Origin of the sequence: Haloimpatiens myeolchijeotgali, from assembly GCF_042688525.2 — a bacterium.
In the GTDB taxonomy this organism is placed as follows: domain Bacteria; phylum Bacillota; class Clostridia; order Clostridiales; family Clostridiaceae; genus Haloimpatiens.
This window is the reverse complement of record NZ_JBHWAB010000001.1, coordinates 719,599-736,021: the sequence shown is the minus strand read 5'-3', so window position 1 is coordinate 736,021 and position 16,423 is coordinate 719,599. Positions and strand designations below refer to the sequence as shown.

At 28.7% G+C, this 16,423-nt stretch carries 10 protein-coding genes; 2 read left to right on the top strand and 8 right to left on the bottom strand.

The annotated features are described in order from the left end of the window. Positions 1–10: 10 nt before the first annotated feature. From ACFIJ5_RS03510 to ACFIJ5_RS03485, 6 genes are all read right to left on the bottom strand, one after another. On the bottom strand, positions 11–1,123 hold the full coding sequence (locus tag ACFIJ5_RS03510; protein WP_379803850.1) for a cell wall-binding repeat-containing protein: 1,113 nt from the start codon (positions 1,121–1,123) through the stop codon (positions 11–13). A 321-nt stretch (positions 1,124–1,444) separates the two neighbouring features. Next, positions 1,445–1,885 (bottom strand): hypothetical protein, encoded by a 441-nt coding sequence (locus ACFIJ5_RS03505; protein WP_379803848.1) that lies wholly within the window; start codon positions 1,883–1,885, stop codon positions 1,445–1,447. Between the two features lie 614 nt (positions 1,886–2,499). Continuing rightward, the gene (locus ACFIJ5_RS03500; RefSeq protein WP_379803845.1) at positions 2,500–6,036 is read right to left on the bottom strand and encodes a cell wall-binding repeat-containing protein; all 3,537 of its coding nucleotides are present in this window, start codon (positions 6,034–6,036) and stop codon (positions 2,500–2,502) included. Between the two features lie 774 nt (positions 6,037–6,810). Next, a complete protein-coding gene (locus ACFIJ5_RS03495; protein WP_379803843.1) occupies positions 6,811–7,293 on the bottom strand; it encodes a DUF6241 domain-containing protein in 483 nt (160 codons plus the stop codon). 703 nt (positions 7,294–7,996) lie between these two features. Beyond that, positions 7,997–8,530, bottom strand: coding sequence for a TDE2712 family protein (locus tag ACFIJ5_RS03490; protein WP_379803840.1), 534 nt, complete (start codon positions 8,528–8,530; stop codon positions 7,997–7,999). 427 nt (positions 8,531–8,957) lie between these two features. Then, a complete protein-coding gene (locus ACFIJ5_RS03485; protein ID WP_379803837.1) occupies positions 8,958–9,482 on the bottom strand; it encodes an FmdE family protein in 525 nt (174 codons plus the stop codon). A 450-nt stretch (positions 9,483–9,932) separates the two neighbouring features. Between ACFIJ5_RS03485 and ACFIJ5_RS03480 the strand changes: the two genes are divergently transcribed. Further along, positions 9,933–10,886 carry a transposase gene (locus ACFIJ5_RS03480; RefSeq protein ID WP_379803833.1) on the top strand — a complete coding sequence of 318 codons (954 nt, stop codon included), beginning with the start codon at positions 9,933–9,935 and terminating at the stop codon, positions 10,884–10,886. A 250-nt stretch (positions 10,887–11,136) separates the two neighbouring features. Continuing rightward, the gene (locus ACFIJ5_RS03475) at positions 11,137–11,475 is read left to right on the top strand and encodes a hypothetical protein (protein ID WP_379803830.1); all 339 of its coding nucleotides are present in this window, start codon (positions 11,137–11,139) and stop codon (positions 11,473–11,475) included. Between the two features lie 80 nt (positions 11,476–11,555). Here the strand turns inward: ACFIJ5_RS03475 and ACFIJ5_RS03470 are convergent, their stop codons facing one another. Both ACFIJ5_RS03470 and mprF read right to left on the bottom strand, forming a co-directional pair. Continuing rightward, positions 11,556–13,370 carry a YcaO-like family protein gene (locus ACFIJ5_RS03470; protein ID WP_379803827.1) on the bottom strand — a complete coding sequence of 605 codons (1,815 nt, stop codon included), beginning with the start codon at positions 13,368–13,370 and terminating at the stop codon, positions 11,556–11,558. 250 nt (positions 13,371–13,620) lie between these two features. Then, complete coding sequence (mprF, locus tag ACFIJ5_RS03465) at positions 13,621–16,248, bottom strand: bifunctional lysylphosphatidylglycerol flippase/synthetase MprF (protein ID WP_379803824.1); 2,628 nt, start codon at positions 16,246–16,248, stop codon at positions 13,621–13,623. Between the last annotated feature and the right edge of the window lie 175 nt (positions 16,249–16,423).

The following is a 16,423-nucleotide window of genomic DNA, read 5'->3' as shown; positions in this document are numbered from 1 at the left end:
TACTTGTCACTTACTTTACTTCTATAACATGTAAATTGTTTGGATTGTTATCTGGCTTATTTGTATTGTCTTTATTATCATCTGGTTTAGTTGCTCCACCATCTCCACTAATTCCTGCCACTATTGTATCAGCTCTCTTCATAATCTTATCATTGATTACAGCATTTCCACCAAATCCAACTACCTTAGTAGCTTTTGTAACATTATCCTTTAACATCTCTGCTGTTGATGAATTTATATCATCATTAACCAAAACAACTGGTGATTTGCTTTGTGCTGCTAAAACTGAACCAGTAAGAGCATCAACTAAATGATTATTTAATCCATTTGCTAAATAAACTTTATCGAATTTAAATTTTCCTCTAGCTGCAAAAGCCTTTAGCACCTCATTGTTTGTTTCAAATCTATCATTACCACCTAGTCTATCTGCATCAAGCTTTCCTATAAGTTCATCCTTAATTACTCCTGTTCCCCCTACTGCATAAATTGTATCTGCACTATTAAGAGCACTTACTGAATCGTTACATATATCAGTTCCTTCTGTGTTTGTAAGAAGTATTGGCATTCCTTCACTTGCTGCAGTTGAAGATATTGATAATGCATCTGCTAAAGCATTTGGTGACACTAATGCTATTGTATCAATTTTTCCACCATTATTCTTATATGCATTATAAATATTTTGAGCAGTTTCAAATCTGTTCTTTCCTCCAAGTCTTTCTACAGTGATATTCAAATCTTGAAGTTGCTTTACCGCTTTATCTGATATTACCCCTTGTCCTGTTGCTATGTAAACTTTGCTTATTGCTCTGCTTTTTAGTTCCTTTAATGTATCTGCACTTATGCTGTCTTTTTGATCATTTAAAAGTATTGGCGCATTTAATTTGTATGCTAGTGGAGATACTGCCAATGCATCAACTAAATTTTTATCGCCAGCTGGTGCAATTACAGCCTTCTTACTAGTTTTCCAAGCACCATTCCAGCTCTCTCCTGCTATCTTAGCAGCTGTTTGCACTCTTCCTTTTCCATAAAGTCTTGTGCTTGTACCTGCTGTTGCTGCCTTTACTGAATAGCTTGTACTAAAAACTAATCCTAACACTAATAAACTTGAAATTGCTTTTTTCATAATAAATGCCTCCAATTATAATCTTAATACTACTTTCAACTTTCGCAGATGAAAAATAGCCTCTACATGAAATAATATCTTGCTTAGAAACCTTTCACTTTAAAGATAATTAATAGTTAATAATGAATAATTAATAATAAAGGAAATTTTGCCTTAGGGCAAAATAACTAATATAATTAAAGATTTTTGCTAAAGCAAAAATCAACATTCATTATTCATTTTTAATTATTAATTCTTAATTGCTATTAAATGTTTCTTACGTAATATATCATTTTCCTTCGCTACTGTCAGCTCTCATCTATCAACTGTACTTTCACACCTCTATTTAGTAATATTCGCTACGTTCTTACCGTCTTGTACCGCTTGTACATTGACCTTTTTATCCTTATATTGTTTCTTTAACTTTGCAGCATATTCATTTGCAAGCTGCTTAGCTCTATCAGCACTAACACCTTTTTTTATTAACATAACTCCAATAACATTATTATCTTTAACATATACTTGACCTTCTGAAACTTCTTTTTCATTTTTTATAGATTTAGTTAAATCCTTATCTTGTTTTACTGGTTCTACTTTTGTTTTTTCTGATTGTTTTTTTGCATCCTGTGATTTATTAGTTTCATTTTTGCTTACACTTTGGCTTTTTTCTGTATTATTGGTATCTTTTGAACTAGTTTTTGCCCCACAAGCAGCAATTGATGCAGCCATAGCACAAACTAGTAATCCTGTACAAATTTTCTTTAGTATATTATTTCTTGTCATATAAATTCCTCCAATTCTGTATTAATAACCATAAGTTAGCACAGTTTATTCAAAAGGTCAACAAAATAGGATATAATTTAATATTATTTTAATAAATGAAATTTATGGTTAAATTACCAATTAAATTTGAATCGTTGTAAAAAGCCGGTTCAAGCCAAGTTTGCTGTAAAATAAAATCACCAGCAGCTTTGGTTAGGCTGCTGGTGATTTGGGAAAATTTGCACCCCTGGGGTGATTTCATTTTTTTGGATCCCTGGGGTAGTTTCAGTTAGATTCCACCTCACAATGAACACACTTGTCATTGGCTAACGCCTATATCACCTTCGGTGATCGGGACTTTCACCCTATAGATTGCGCCCATGCTGGACGCACAAAAAAGAAAAAGACCCCATGCAGAGTCTTTCTCTTAAGATATGATTAAATTTTTCAGCCAGTGATGTGAACTGACTATTTTATGAAATTAGAATTGAATTTAATTTGAAATGTTTAAAAATCCGCTCATTTGGAAAAAATTACACCCCTGGAATAATTCCATTTCCAACCATTTATTTAAATTTGAGAAGGATAACTATTGAGCTATCCTTCCCTATTTTCATTTCATTTTTTACAATCTACTATTTAGTAAATTCTGTTGGCATAGAAACTGTTAAATCTTCTTTTGCATTATTAGATACAGTATCTTCAACCTTAGATTTGTCTATTTTAATTTGAACCTTACTTTCTCCTGCTGCATTTAAACTAACATTAGCTAAATCTCCAGCTTCCAAAGTTATAGTCCAAGTATCTGAAAATTCCTTATCATCTGCAGAAACAGCTGTCGCATTTGTAAGATTAACAAATGTATCATCTGTAGCTTTATCTCCACTTATAGCTTCATCAGCTAATTTTACTTTTTCATCAAATTTTAATGTTATTACATCACCTGCATTCAATGCACCTGAATTATCAGTATCTTTTACAGTTATAGTTGGTGCAGATACTGAATGATCAGCAGTTACTAATTCACTTTCTAATAAGCTTGATTCAACTGCTTCATTTCCATGAGTATCTTTAATGTATTCAGCATCTTTCTTAACTTTTACAGTATAACGTGATGCATCTGCATCGCCTTCTAATTTAATTACAAGATCTTTACCGTCTACAGAAGTACTATAATCCTTATCTGCTACTAATTTTTCTTCATCAATTGTTCTAGTAACCTCTAAATCACGTGCAAACATAGCTACTGCCACTGGATCTGCCTCTAGAGCTTCATTAAATGTAAGTCTTATTTCATTGTTGTTTTTATTATCTATTCCATCTTTAACCACTTCAGGTTTAACTTTATCAATTACATCTAATTCATTAATATCTTCTGCTCCAGAACCTGCTGCTGTTTTAACTTTTGAACCAACTATGCTAATTTTTAAAGCATCTGCATCACATGGCATATCTTTTTCAGTCTTAACAATTACTTTAGATGATCCATCTACTTTTACAGATTCAACTTTATATGTGTTGTCATCATCTTTAATTGTTACAGCATCATTTTTAACTTCTTGTATAGATTGATCAAATTTAAGTTCTATTGTATTCTTATCTGTTAATTTAACTTGTTTTTCATTATCTTTTATTTTAATATTTGTTTTATTTGTTTCACCTATTTTTAATTCTTTAGGAAAGTCTTTTATTACATTTTCTGCTTTATCCTTAACAGCCATTACTTGTAAATTATTTATTTTATGACCAAATTCATCCTTTACAACTATATCACCAATTTTTTCTGGTAATACAAACATAACAGCTTTAGAATCTTGAAGTACAGTAACGTCTGTATCATCTGGTAATGTTCTGTAATGTCCATCTACCATAATTAAGTAATTTGATTTATCTGCTATAGATTCAGTATCCATTTCTTCACTAAATGTAAGAACTATTGTTCTTGTAGCTCCATTAGTTGAAATAGTAACTGTTGGTTCTTCACCATCTTTAACATTTAATTCAGTTGTATAATCAAGCATCATGTTCTTTAATTTAGTATTGTCTTTTAGAGCAGTAACCTTTAATTTATAAGTTCCACCTTCAAGAGCTTTATAAGTTGCTACTTTTACTGTATCTTTATCTAAAGTAACATTCTTAACTGGTACTTTATCACCATCTTCGTTAGTTATTACGAAGCAACCAATCTTAACTGAATCAGAATTTAATTCTTTTGAGAATTTAACTGTAATTTCGTTATTATCATCATTAACTTTTACATCTTTTACTTCTGGTCTAGTTTCATCTACTTTTGCTTTCACTTTTACTTCTGTATCTTTTATTACATTTGAAGAATAATCTTCTACTTTTTCAACGTAAACAGTTGTTTCATATGATGGTAATTCTTTATCTTTAAAATCAAAAGAGTATTTATTTCCTGCTAATTTTTTCAAACTATTAGCTTTTACTTTATCATCACCATTTTTGTAATATACATTACTAGCTTTTACTGTATCTGAATCAACATCTTCACTAAATGTAAGAGTTAATTTTTCTAGAGTAGCTTCTGCATTTGTTACAGTTGGTGCTACTTTATCTTCTACTACTGTAAATGTACATTCTTTTGATAAAGATTTTAATCCTTGGTAATCTTTTACTCCATCAACTGTTAATTTGTGATCTCCAACTGATAAAGAAGAAGAACTATAAGTTCTTAAAACAAGTTCTCTACCATCATGATTTCTTGAACCATAAAAAGCTTTTCCGTCTAATTTAACAGCATCTGTTGGTACTTCTTTTATTGGTTCTGAGAAAGTTACTTTTATAGCTTTTGTTCCTAAAGATTCTACTTTTTCAACTGTTGGTAATGTAACATCAACTGGTGTAAATTTGATATCTTTAACATCTATTTTTTTATCTCCAGCTTTTACGCCTTTTACAGATACTTTATATTCTTTTTGGTTTGATAATTCTTTTCCATCTTTAAAAGTTAATCTAACAGTGCAACCATCTTCTAATACTTCAGCAGTATCTATATCATGGTCTGCTATTGTATAATTCTCTACTTCTTCAGCAGAATCTTTCTCTACTTTTTGGTTGAATTTAACTTCAACTTCTTTTAAATTGCTAGCAACTACTGATTCAACTTTTAATTCTGCTGCAGTGCTATCTTCTTTATTTACATTCTTAGTAGCTTCGATAACATCTCCACTTACTACAGCTTCTCCACCAAAAGCAACAACATTAGTTTTGTCAGTTACTTTTCCTTTTAATGCTTCTTTTACAGATGCATCTAGGTTATCACTAGCTAAAACAACTGGTGATTCAGTTTGAGCTGCTAGAACTGATCCTGTTAAAGCGTCTACTAAGTGATTATTCATTCCATTTGCTAAGTAAACTTTATTAAATTTAACTTTTCCATCTTTAGCGAATGCTTTTATTACTTCAGCGTTAGTTTCAAATCTTGAATCTCCACCTAATCTTGTAGCTTTCAATTCACTTACTAATGCGTCAGAAATAACTCCAGTTCCACCTACAGCATAAACTTTTTTAGCAGCTTCTGCTACTTCTTTTAAGTCTGCTGCTACAGTGTCTGTACCATTAGTTAATAATATTGGCATTCCTTCTTTTGATGCAATTGATGATACTGATAATGCATCAGCAAGTCCTGTACCTGAAACTAATGCAACATTTTCAGCATTTCCACCATTTGCTTTGAATTCATCATATATTTTCTTAGCTGTTGCATATCTGCTAGCTCCACCAAGTCTTACAACTTCCATGTTAGCATCTTTTAATTCTTTAACAGCTTCGTTTGAGATTACGCCTTCACCTGTTGCTACGTAAACTTTTTTAACGCCTTGATCTTTTAATGCTTTTAATGTATCAGCATTGATACTATCTTTTGCATCATTTAAAAGTATTGGTGCATTTAATTTGTATGCAAGTGGTGATACTGCTAAAGCATCAACTAAGTTTTTGTCTGCACTTGGAGCTAATACAGCAGTTTTGCTGTCCTTCCAAGCATTGTTCCAGCTTTGTTCTGCTACCTTAATAGCAGTTTGTACTCTTCCTTGTCCATATAATCTTTCTGGAGCTGTTGTGTTTTCAGCAGCCATTACTGGTGTTGAACTTAATACTAGGCATAAAGCTGCTGCGCTAGCAAGAGCTCTTTTAGTAGATTTTTTACTCATTTACAAAAACCTCCTTAGTTTTATATTTAGATTTCAATGAGCTTAGAAATCAATTTTTTACTGCATTATTATGTTATATATAGTTAACTCACATCATTACATATTATGTAATTTAAGTGAATTGACTTCTTCACATGTTAATATTATACAAGTTAACACTTTCTAATTATACCATATCAAATAATATTTTTCTATATCTTTCTTTAAAAACATTATTTATGGTGTCAATACCTTTTTGTTTATGTAATGGTAATTTATTTATTTGTTTACCATTATAACTCAATTATTTTAAAATTTCTATACATTAATTCCATTTTTTATTGAATATACAATATTTTTAATTGGTTATACTTCATTTATTTTCCTTGGTTTGGGCTTGTATTCATTATAATGTAATATATTCCATAGGCACCACACCAATTATATCATACATTTCCTATTTTTTTATAGAATTTTATAGAATTTTTATATATTTTTGTATTTTATTTCTTTTTTCAACAAACCAAGTGGACAAACTAAGGGACAGTTCTTTATTTTCTACTATAATTAATGATGTATTTTTTTTACTTCAAATATTAATTGTTACAATTATATTTATATTTTCTAAGTTATTTTTTATTACAATATGAAATAAATTCTTAAAATACCTTTTATATATTATTACTATATATTTTGGATTGGGTTACAAATTTGTTACAAAACAGAAAAGGGACGGTTCTTTAATTTTTATAAAAATAAAAATTAAAGAACCGTCCCTCAGACTTTTAAACTTTTTTAATTTTGCTCTTCTTTTAAAACTCCTTTTGCTTTTCCTACTGTTCCCCCTAATTTATCCCATAAAAAATTATGATCTTTATCTGCTTCACTAAAATTTCCTTCCTCCCACTTATTTAATATTTCTAAAAGTTTTTCTTTTTCCTTATAATTAGATTCACTAACTATAGTCTTTAAATTCTTAATTCTTTCCTTTGTTATTTTAACAAATCCCCATTTCTTATCTGCAATAACTTTCGTATTTGCCATCTTGTGCATAACATCTACTACTTCCATTTCAGATAATTTAGGTACACTTGGCTTTTTATTATTCTCTACAGCCTTTACATTCTTTTCTAGTTTCTGATCAAATCTCATAGTATTAATCTTCTCCACACATTTTGTTGCAATATTTTGGTTTCCAGTAATTTCTCCAAATAAATATAATCCTCCACTTAAACATATAAAAAGTATTATAATTACAATAATTATCTTTTTTTTCATTTCAACTCACCTCATCATAATTATAATCCAATTTATGGAAAATTTCTTCATGTTTAATTGGAATATTTTTGAATTAACTTTAGTATACATATATTACCTACTTATAACTTAATTTTTCATAAACAACTGTACCCTGAGTAAAAGCTAAGGGACGGTTCTTCAATTTAAATGAAGTTTCATTAAAATTGAAGAACCGTCCCTTGAAAAATCCTAAATTATTTATTCAACTTTCACAGCACAAAAATACTATCTAGCGAAGGGAAATGATATCTTGCGTAAAAAACATTTGAACAAACAATTAGTAATTCTTGGTCTAAAAATTTACAGTAAAGTATATAAACTTTTCATGTTAAAAAATAAGACTTATTGCCTGTGGTAAATATCTATATAGTGTATAGGATATCATTGGAACAAAGTTTACAAGTTCTTAGTCTTACGAATTTCAAAAGAGTTATTTTCTGATAACTAATTCCTTTGGAATATTTTTCAGAAAATCTTCTTTTGAATATGAGTAAGACTTAGAACTTGTTACTGAAGTGACACGATTCCTAACACTATATAGATATTTACTTCACAGGCTCTGGATACTTATTGTAAAAATAAATTTTTAGACCTTAGAATTACTTTGTGAAGTGAAAGGTTTCTAAGCAAGATATCATTTCCCGCAGCGGCTATTTTTCACCTGCGAAAGTTGAGTTATTTATTATTTATTCATAAGTTCAACTAGTTTTTCTTTTATGTACTCTTTAATTTCTTTACCATCTATAAAAGTATTATCATCAAAATCACTTGGTTTAACTCTAAAGAAATTAACAACAAGCATATTATCCTTAATAATATAATCCTCTAATGATAAAGGTGAAAATCTAACTTCAATTTCCTCATATTTTGAATTCATATCCTTTAACTCATCCACTAATGAATCTAAATTCAATTGTTTAACAGGTTGTACCATCATATTAGTATATTCTAAATCTTCCATTACCCACATATTATAGTTCCAAAATCTACCCTCTTTTTTAGTTTTCTTAGATAGAAGTTCATTATTAGTTATTGCGCTCAATACCTTTCTTACTGATTCATCATTAAATTCATCATCATAGCTTGCACATATTCCTTTCATTTTTGCTACATCTGTAAGGAACTGTTCTGCTACTCTTTCTTTCTCACTAGTTGCTTGCCAAAAATAAAGCATTGATTCGATTTCTTCTAAGTTTACTTTTATTGATTTTAACATTATATTTTCCTCCACTCTCATTCTAGTTTACTTAATTTTCTCAGTACAAAATACTGTCTAGCGAAGGGGAATGATATATTGCGTAAGAAACATTTGAACAAACAATTAGTAATTCTTGGTCTAAAAATTTATTATTACGTTAAGAAAAACTCATTGTTTGAGTGTAGCGAGTTTGAGTTTTTTAGTAATAATAAATTTTTAGACCTTAGAATTACTTTGTGAAGTAAAAGGTTTCCGAGCAATATATCATTTCCCGCAGCTGTGTTTTTATCTGCAAAAGTTAAGTAGTTTATTTTGTGTTCATCGTTTACACATATATTTTACCAAATAAGGGACGGTTCTTCAATTTTTTTAATTAAAATTAAAGAACCGTCCCTTATAAATATCTATATAAAAATTTAAATGAATTAACTTATTTAAGTTTTCCTTAAAAACCTCTATTATAATCCTGAAAGCAATCTAGACAAACCTTTTTTCCATCCATTAATCTCATTTTATGCTCTGGTGCTGTTTCACCACAAACTTCACATACTACACTATTAAATAATCTTGCCTTTTCAGGAAGTTGAAAGTTAGGTTTTTTAAATTCAAATAGATCATCTATATCTGCATTTAAAATATAGTTCATTCTCTCTTTTCTATCCATGTCACCCTTGAAAGGTTTTAAAACTATTCTTAGATTTTCACCTGTTTTTCTCTTAAAAAAGCTAAAAGCCATTTTACCTGTTCCTCTATAAACTAGATTTCCTTTTCCCATACTGCATCCAGTTATAAATTGAACTGCATCTACGCAGCATGCATCATTTTCTGTAACACATACTATTTCCTCATCTTTTGAAAATTTAAGATTTAATTTGTTTTTTACAGCCTCACTTACCTTGTAGCCAATAGCTAACCCTGGACATTCGTGTCCATGAAATTCAACACATTTTTCCCATAATTCATTATTCATTTTTATAACCCCTTTCTTTGGTATATATAATAAAAAAATAAAAGGTAGAATCGTAAGATTCTACCTTCATGATATCTCTATTATTGCTTATTCATTAAGCTGTCATCCATATTCAACTATATATAAGCTCTAAATCGCAAATTCAAGTCAACTGTAATTCATTCGTGAACTACTATTATTTTACTAACCAGCTTTATTTTACCACAAAAACTTTACTAATACAAGGGACGGTTCTTTACTTTTCACACTTTTTACAAGAAAAGTTAAAGAACCGTCCCTTTCCTTTCTTTAATATTTTTTAATATTAAGTGATTATTTTAAATTTTATATGTCAACAATCAAAATATAGACTTAATTATAGCTTAGAAGTCTTTACTTATTATTACGATTATTAAATCTTCATATATTTCCATCACATATTAGAAAGAATATAGAAAGGAGAATTTATTCATGAGACATGATAGAATAAAACCACCTAAAGCTAAACATCACGTTATTTGTAGAGGTATTACTGAAATTGATCTTTTTAAAGATGATTCAGATAAAGAAAGATTTTTGTCCAATTTACGAAAAGTAAAACAAATATTCGGGATAAAAATTTACGCTTATTGCTTAATGGATACACATCTTCACCTTTTAATTGACACTGATAAGCACGACCACGACGGGAAAGGTGCAGACATTAGTAAAGTTATGCATAGCTTAAACCTAAGATATGCTATGTATTATAATAAAAAATATGATAGACATGGTTCCGTATTTTCAGATAGATTCAAAAATATTGTCATTAAAGATGATAGATATTTGCTATGTGTTTCAGCATACATACATAACAACCCTAAAGATATCTCTAATTATAAAAATAAAGTGGAAGACTATAAATATTCAAGTTTAGGCAGCTATCTTAGAAAGTCTAATCCTTATTCTGACCTTGTAGATTGCGATTTTATCCTAAAACATTTTAGCAATGATGCTGTAAAAGCTTCTGTTTCATATTTTGAACTTGTAAAAAGTCGTACTAATTCTACATTAACTAAAGAAGAACTTACTGAACTAGAATCAGAAATGGAATTAAAAAATATACCATTTAAATATGTAGATGAAAAACATATTTTAGTAAAAAACTATTCACCTAAAAAAGTCGTAAAATTTGCTTCTAATTATCTACATGTTGATCCTTGTAGTCTTAATCTCAAATTTAATCATAAATGTTCTGAATTAAGATGTATATGTGCATTACTTTTAAGAAATTTATGTAATTATAAATGTAAAGAAATTTGTTACCTATTAGGAAATATATGTAACTCATCCGTTTCTTCATTATGCAATAAAGGATATATTCTAATTAGTACAAAATATAAAAATATAATTCCAGATTTAATAAAAAGCACCAATGTTGCTTAAATCAAAAACTAAATATGTCTAAATACATTTTTCTAAATAATAATATGTAAAATATTTAATCTAAATTTTGGTACAAGCTTATTTAATTCCTTATGATAATACTTAATAGTGTGTTTACTCTATGTTTTATATAAAAATTCAAAAATTCCAATATTAAAATAAAATAATAGTTAAATAAAAAACTAACCAAATTAGAGTTCATACATATACTAATATCGTGAGAAAAATAATTTTATGAGGTGTTCTTTTTATGCAAACATATTGTATGAACCCTATGGATTCTATGCAATCTATGGACTCTATGAACTGTATGTATTGTATGGCTCCTATGAGTGGTATGGAAAGTATGCAATCCATGTGTGCCATGAATTGTATGTCTTCTATGCAACCTATGAACTGTATGTATTGTATGAATCCTATGAGTGGTATGCAAAGTATGAAATCCATGCATGCTATGAACTGTATGAAACCTATGGATTCCATGAACTGCATGCAATCTATGCATAGTATGAAATGTATGGATTCTATGAAACCTATGCACTGTATGAAACCTATGAAAGACATGATGCCAGAAGATATGGATAAGTAAGGATACTTAAGGGACGGTTCTTTATTTTTCTATTTTCAATAGCAAAAATTTGAGAACCGTCCCTATTCCTTTTTTTTAAGTTAAAGAACCGACCCTGTCCACTCTGAATATTTATCTTTCAAGACTTTATACACTCTTTCTGTTGAGTTGTATGAACATTTATATTTCAATTCACAATTTTTACAATTCCAACATCTTAATTGCCCATATTGCTTAAATATTCTATCCTTATATCCAAAATTCATCATTACATCCTTCACCACCATTGGTGGATAAAAATTACTCAAAGTCTCTGTTGTTTCTTTCTCGCTTAATTTATCACATCGGGTTCCTATATAATCTCTAACACATTTATAATATGTCATCATTTGCTTATTATATAATTCATATTGATAATTACATTCCATATATCTTAAATACTTATCAAAAAATTTATATGCCCTATCAAAATCACCTTTCTTATAACATAAAGCACTTATAAACAAATCAACATTCATGTAATACCATGGAAAAACATTTTTTATAGGTAAATCTAAAAATTGTATTATTGATGCTGCTGATGCATAATTTATATTAACCAAGTAATCAATTAATTCATCTATTTTACTTTCTGACAATGTATATAAATTTCTTATATATCCTTTCATTTTATTATACTCTGAATATCTATTTAACGATTCTATATCATCAAAATCTTCTATTTCACTTAATCCAGGAACTATTATATGATAACTAGGAAATCCTAAATAAGAAACATTTCTTACCAAAATACTATAACCTTTCTTGTCTAATAATTTTATTAAGTAATTCATTATTTCCTTATTAGTTGAATATTTTATTTCTTTAAATCCTTTAAATTCATAACTAAATTTCTCACTAAAAAATTCAGTTGGATAATATCCAGATCCATTAGCAAGTATTCCTATCAAATTTTCTTCTTCATCTTTAACTCTACTTTTATATGAAAACTCCTTTACTCCCATCATTTTTTTTATGTCTTGACCCTGCAAAAGCTCTGTTAATGTCCTTTCAAGTGCAATTTCAGCTGCTAGATGTGATCCAAATTTTATGAAATATGTTTGATTATCTCTGTCAATTAAAATTACAGCTACTACAGGATATTCTTTACCTAGTGAACAATCTTTAACTATAACTTTATAATTGCCGCTTGACTCTAATCTTTCAATCATATTAAATATTCTAGGGAATTTTTGTATATATTTTAAAGGAACTGTTGGTGGAGTTATTTTATTTTTTATAATCTCCTTATTAACCACCCTTTCACAAATTTCAGATATTCCTTGAACAATAGCTTCTTCTGTGCTATTTCCAGCACACATTCCATTTGACATATACATTTTACAAATCATTTTAATTGGTATATATGATATTTCTCTACTATTTATATTAATGTAAGGTAATGCTACAAAATCTGAAGGTACTTCTTCATAAGAAATAGATAACCACTTTTTTATAAGTTCATTTAAACTAGTATCTGCTCTAATTCTGCCTAACTGCATTTTGGTCCATTCTTCTTCATTATTAATAAACTCATCAATACTAATGTTTTTTTCATCTGGTGCATAATAAAAGCCTTTATATTTTAATGCTTTTGGACTTAAATCCCTGGAGAGTCTAAATGGCGCAAAATTTTGAAGCCTCTCCATAAGCTCTCCATATGCACTTGCCAAAGCATATTCTTGTGTAGTGCCTTTCCCATTTGTACCTATATCAGTATCCCCTACTGTTACTCTTACAGAATAAAAACCCTCTGCTGAGTTTTTCCAATTTTTCTCTACTGTCACCAAACCTAACTCACCTAAAATTTTTCTAATTCTATTAATTGTATTAATCGGAATTTCATCTTTATACTTTCTCTTACTTAACACACTCATTTTTCTCGCCCCCGCCCATTAATAAAGAACCGTCCCTTAAAAGTTTCCATATTAATATACTTATGCCCCTATGTCTAATTTTATTAATAAGGGACGGTTCTTCAAAATTATGGATTTCTTCTTTAATCCATTAAAGCTGAAGAACCGTCCCTTAACACCTTTGCCCAAAAATTAAAGAACCGTCCCTTAGCACTTTGATGCCCACAACATTTTAAAAGCACCAACAAAAGTTGGTGCTTTTAGAAACGCTTTATTTATGCGGTTTTGATATATATTTCGTTATGTTTATCATTGTCACAGCCAATGAGGCAGCTTTCTGATATGCAAGATACTTTGGTTCCCAATCTGGCTTAAATTTACCCTTAAAGTTTCTAAGACCTTTAAAATTGTACCAATGATTACCATAATTGAATACAAATTTAGCAACCTTTTCTCCTATGTGAGAACGGGAGGATACCCCTACATTTGATAGTGGAGCCATTCCCAAACTAAAATACTTATATCCCTGTTCTTGAGCCCATAATATCATGTGTAAAAAAAGTAAATCCATAACTCCATTTGGTGAATTATTCTTAAACCTCATTAAATCAATAGACACATATTTTTTATCATCATATGCAGGCATAGTAGATGCAAAAGCAACTATCCTTTTGTCTTCATCTCTTATAACTGCTGCAGGCGCACTTTGAAGATACTCTATATTAAACCAACCAATTGAAAATCTATCTTCACTTCTATCACCCAGCCAATCATCAGACACCTCTCTCATCTCATACAATTCCTTTTGAGAAAATGGAGGATATATAACTTCAAAACTATATTCACTACGCTCAAATTTATTTTTAGCCGTCCTTAAACTTTGTTTTTTCTTACCCTTTAAATCAAATGTATCAAGAGAAACTAGAGCTTCTTCACCTAATTTAAAGAAATAATATCCATATTCATGGTATATTGATAAATTATCTTGAGACACTCTATAAAAAGTAGTATTAAGGCCATATTTATCTGCAAAATTTTGAAATTCTAATATGGCATTTCCAAAAAATTCTTTATCACCTATAGGATCACCTAAAACAACTAATGAATTTTTGATTTTAGCATATGCCATAAGTACTTTATTATCTGCAGTCATATAAATATTTTTGTCCTTAAGAAAAACTAAGTGTGTATTTGTATTTCCATCATATTTTTCTAAAAAATCTACTACTTTATCTATACTTTCTTCTTTAATATCATTTTTAAATGGAAACTTTGGCAAAAATATATTATATATGATTAATCCAAACCAAGCTATACTAAATGCTAAAATGGAATTGTACACAAAACTCCTATCATTTAAAAATAATTTTTCCGTAATCCTATTATTATTCATAAAGAATTGTTGTACCTCTGGAGCAACTAAAGCATATATCAACATCATAACACTAGTTATTATCAAAAATATAATATATCTCTTTTTACAGTTTGGTATATTCTCTCGATAAAACTGTTTTCTAAAAAACCATAGTGCAAATGCTATAATTAAAATATTTAAAAATGCTACATAATCTAATTCCTTTATAAATACATCCAAAGCTGCTATTGTTAATAATACCATTACTAATTTATAAGATTTTTTAACCTTACTTAAAAGCTGCTTAGATAATACCATAAGCATTATTCCAACTATGAGACCAATAATATGAGCTGCTTTTACTAGGTAAATATTTGCTTGTAATGACATAATCATAAATCTAGGATATTGTTCCTGAAAAATAGAATGTGCAACTAACGTAAAGCCTCTAAAAAAAACTAAAATAGATAATATAAAGATTGCTAAATCTCCTATTAACTTAAATTTAGCAGCTAATTCCCATGCCTTTTTAAATCTACAAGTTACTTTGTTTACTAATGGAAATTTATTTTCTTTCCTTCCCTTGCATGACTTAAATATTTCAAAGAAAGTTAGAATCGCACCAATAATACAGGGAATTATATAGTATGATAATCTAAATAAAATAATGATAGCTAATATTTGGTTAGGTGCTATTCCTATAGCTTTAAATTCTATCAAAATAATTGCATCTAAAGAACCTAATCCCCCAGGTATAAAACTTAATACTCCCACAATAGATGCTATAGTAAATATACCAAGTATATTACTTAAACTAACTGAACCATAAACACTACTTGTTATAACCCATAAAAGTACTCCTGCCATAGTCCATTCTATTGCAGAACTAATAAGCATCTTTACTTGAAATTTAACATCTGTATTATATATGTTTGAATTCTTTAAAAGCTTGGTTTTTAAATATGGAATCTTATCAATGAAAAAATAAACTGGTAAATATAATATGAGCAAAATTAAAATTACTACATATATTTTATTGCCAGCAAGAATATCTTTTACATTTAAAAGTCCTATTGCTGTCAAAAAAGCTAAAAAAGATAATCCACTTGGAGTAGCCATAAATAAAGTAAACAATGGATATTTCAAATCTTCTTTTGACTCTACTTTGTCTTTATATAGCAATGCTCTTAATCCCGTGCCTGTAAAGCCTCCCAAATTAAATATATTATTAAATGTATTTGATATCCATGAAACTCTAAAATAATTTATTGGTCTTATCTTTGCTTTTATATGTTTTATTATAAAATAATCATAAGATACCATCGTAAATACAGCTAACAATCCAACTCCAAATATACTAACAAAATCACTTATGTTTAAATTGCTTAGTATATTAAAAGATTTTTGTACGTCTAATCCCTTAAACTCCTTTTTTATTGAAAAATACAAAATTATTAATACTATAATAGAAATACTTACTTTAATTACATCTTTTTTATTTTTCTTTATAAATCCACTTATTTTACCCCAAAATTTTTTATTCATATTATTTTCCTTTCCTATTTATATACCCTTTTATTATATACCCACTTGCTTATGTTTATATTTTCCCTTATTTTCTTGTCGTTTAATTATAATCTTTATAATTATATAATACCATCTTATTGTTCTATCTATTATATATCACGCACGGGTCATGCATGTTTCACAAATTTTATAT

Excerpts from the sequence above, each read along its gene's own strand:
- ACFIJ5_RS03495 (WP_379803843.1), bottom strand. The coding sequence starts at position 7,293 with ATGAAAAAAAAGATAATTATTGTAATTATAATACTTTTTATATGTTTA.
- ACFIJ5_RS03505 (WP_379803848.1), bottom strand. The coding sequence starts at position 1,885 with ATGACAAGAAATAATATACTAAAGAAAATTTGTACAGGATTACTAGTT.
- ACFIJ5_RS03480 (WP_379803833.1), top strand. The coding sequence starts at position 9,933 with ATGAGACATGATAGAATAAAACCACCTAAAGCTAAACATCACGTTATT.
- mprF (WP_379803824.1), bottom strand. The coding sequence starts at position 16,248 with ATGAATAAAAAATTTTGGGGTAAAATAAGTGGATTTATAAAGAAAAAT.
- ACFIJ5_RS03475 (WP_379803830.1), top strand. The coding sequence starts at position 11,137 with ATGCAAACATATTGTATGAACCCTATGGATTCTATGCAATCTATGGAC.
- ACFIJ5_RS03500 (WP_379803845.1), bottom strand. The coding sequence starts at position 6,036 with ATGAGTAAAAAATCTACTAAAAGAGCTCTTGCTAGCGCAGCAGCTTTA.
- ACFIJ5_RS03485 (WP_379803837.1), bottom strand. The coding sequence starts at position 9,482 with ATGAATAATGAATTATGGGAAAAATGTGTTGAATTTCATGGACACGAA.
- ACFIJ5_RS03470 (WP_379803827.1), bottom strand. The coding sequence starts at position 13,370 with ATGAGTGTGTTAAGTAAGAGAAAGTATAAAGATGAAATTCCGATTAAT.
- ACFIJ5_RS03490 (WP_379803840.1), bottom strand. The coding sequence starts at position 8,530 with ATGTTAAAATCAATAAAAGTAAACTTAGAAGAAATCGAATCAATGCTT.
- ACFIJ5_RS03510 (WP_379803850.1), bottom strand. The coding sequence starts at position 1,123 with ATGAAAAAAGCAATTTCAAGTTTATTAGTGTTAGGATTAGTTTTTAGT.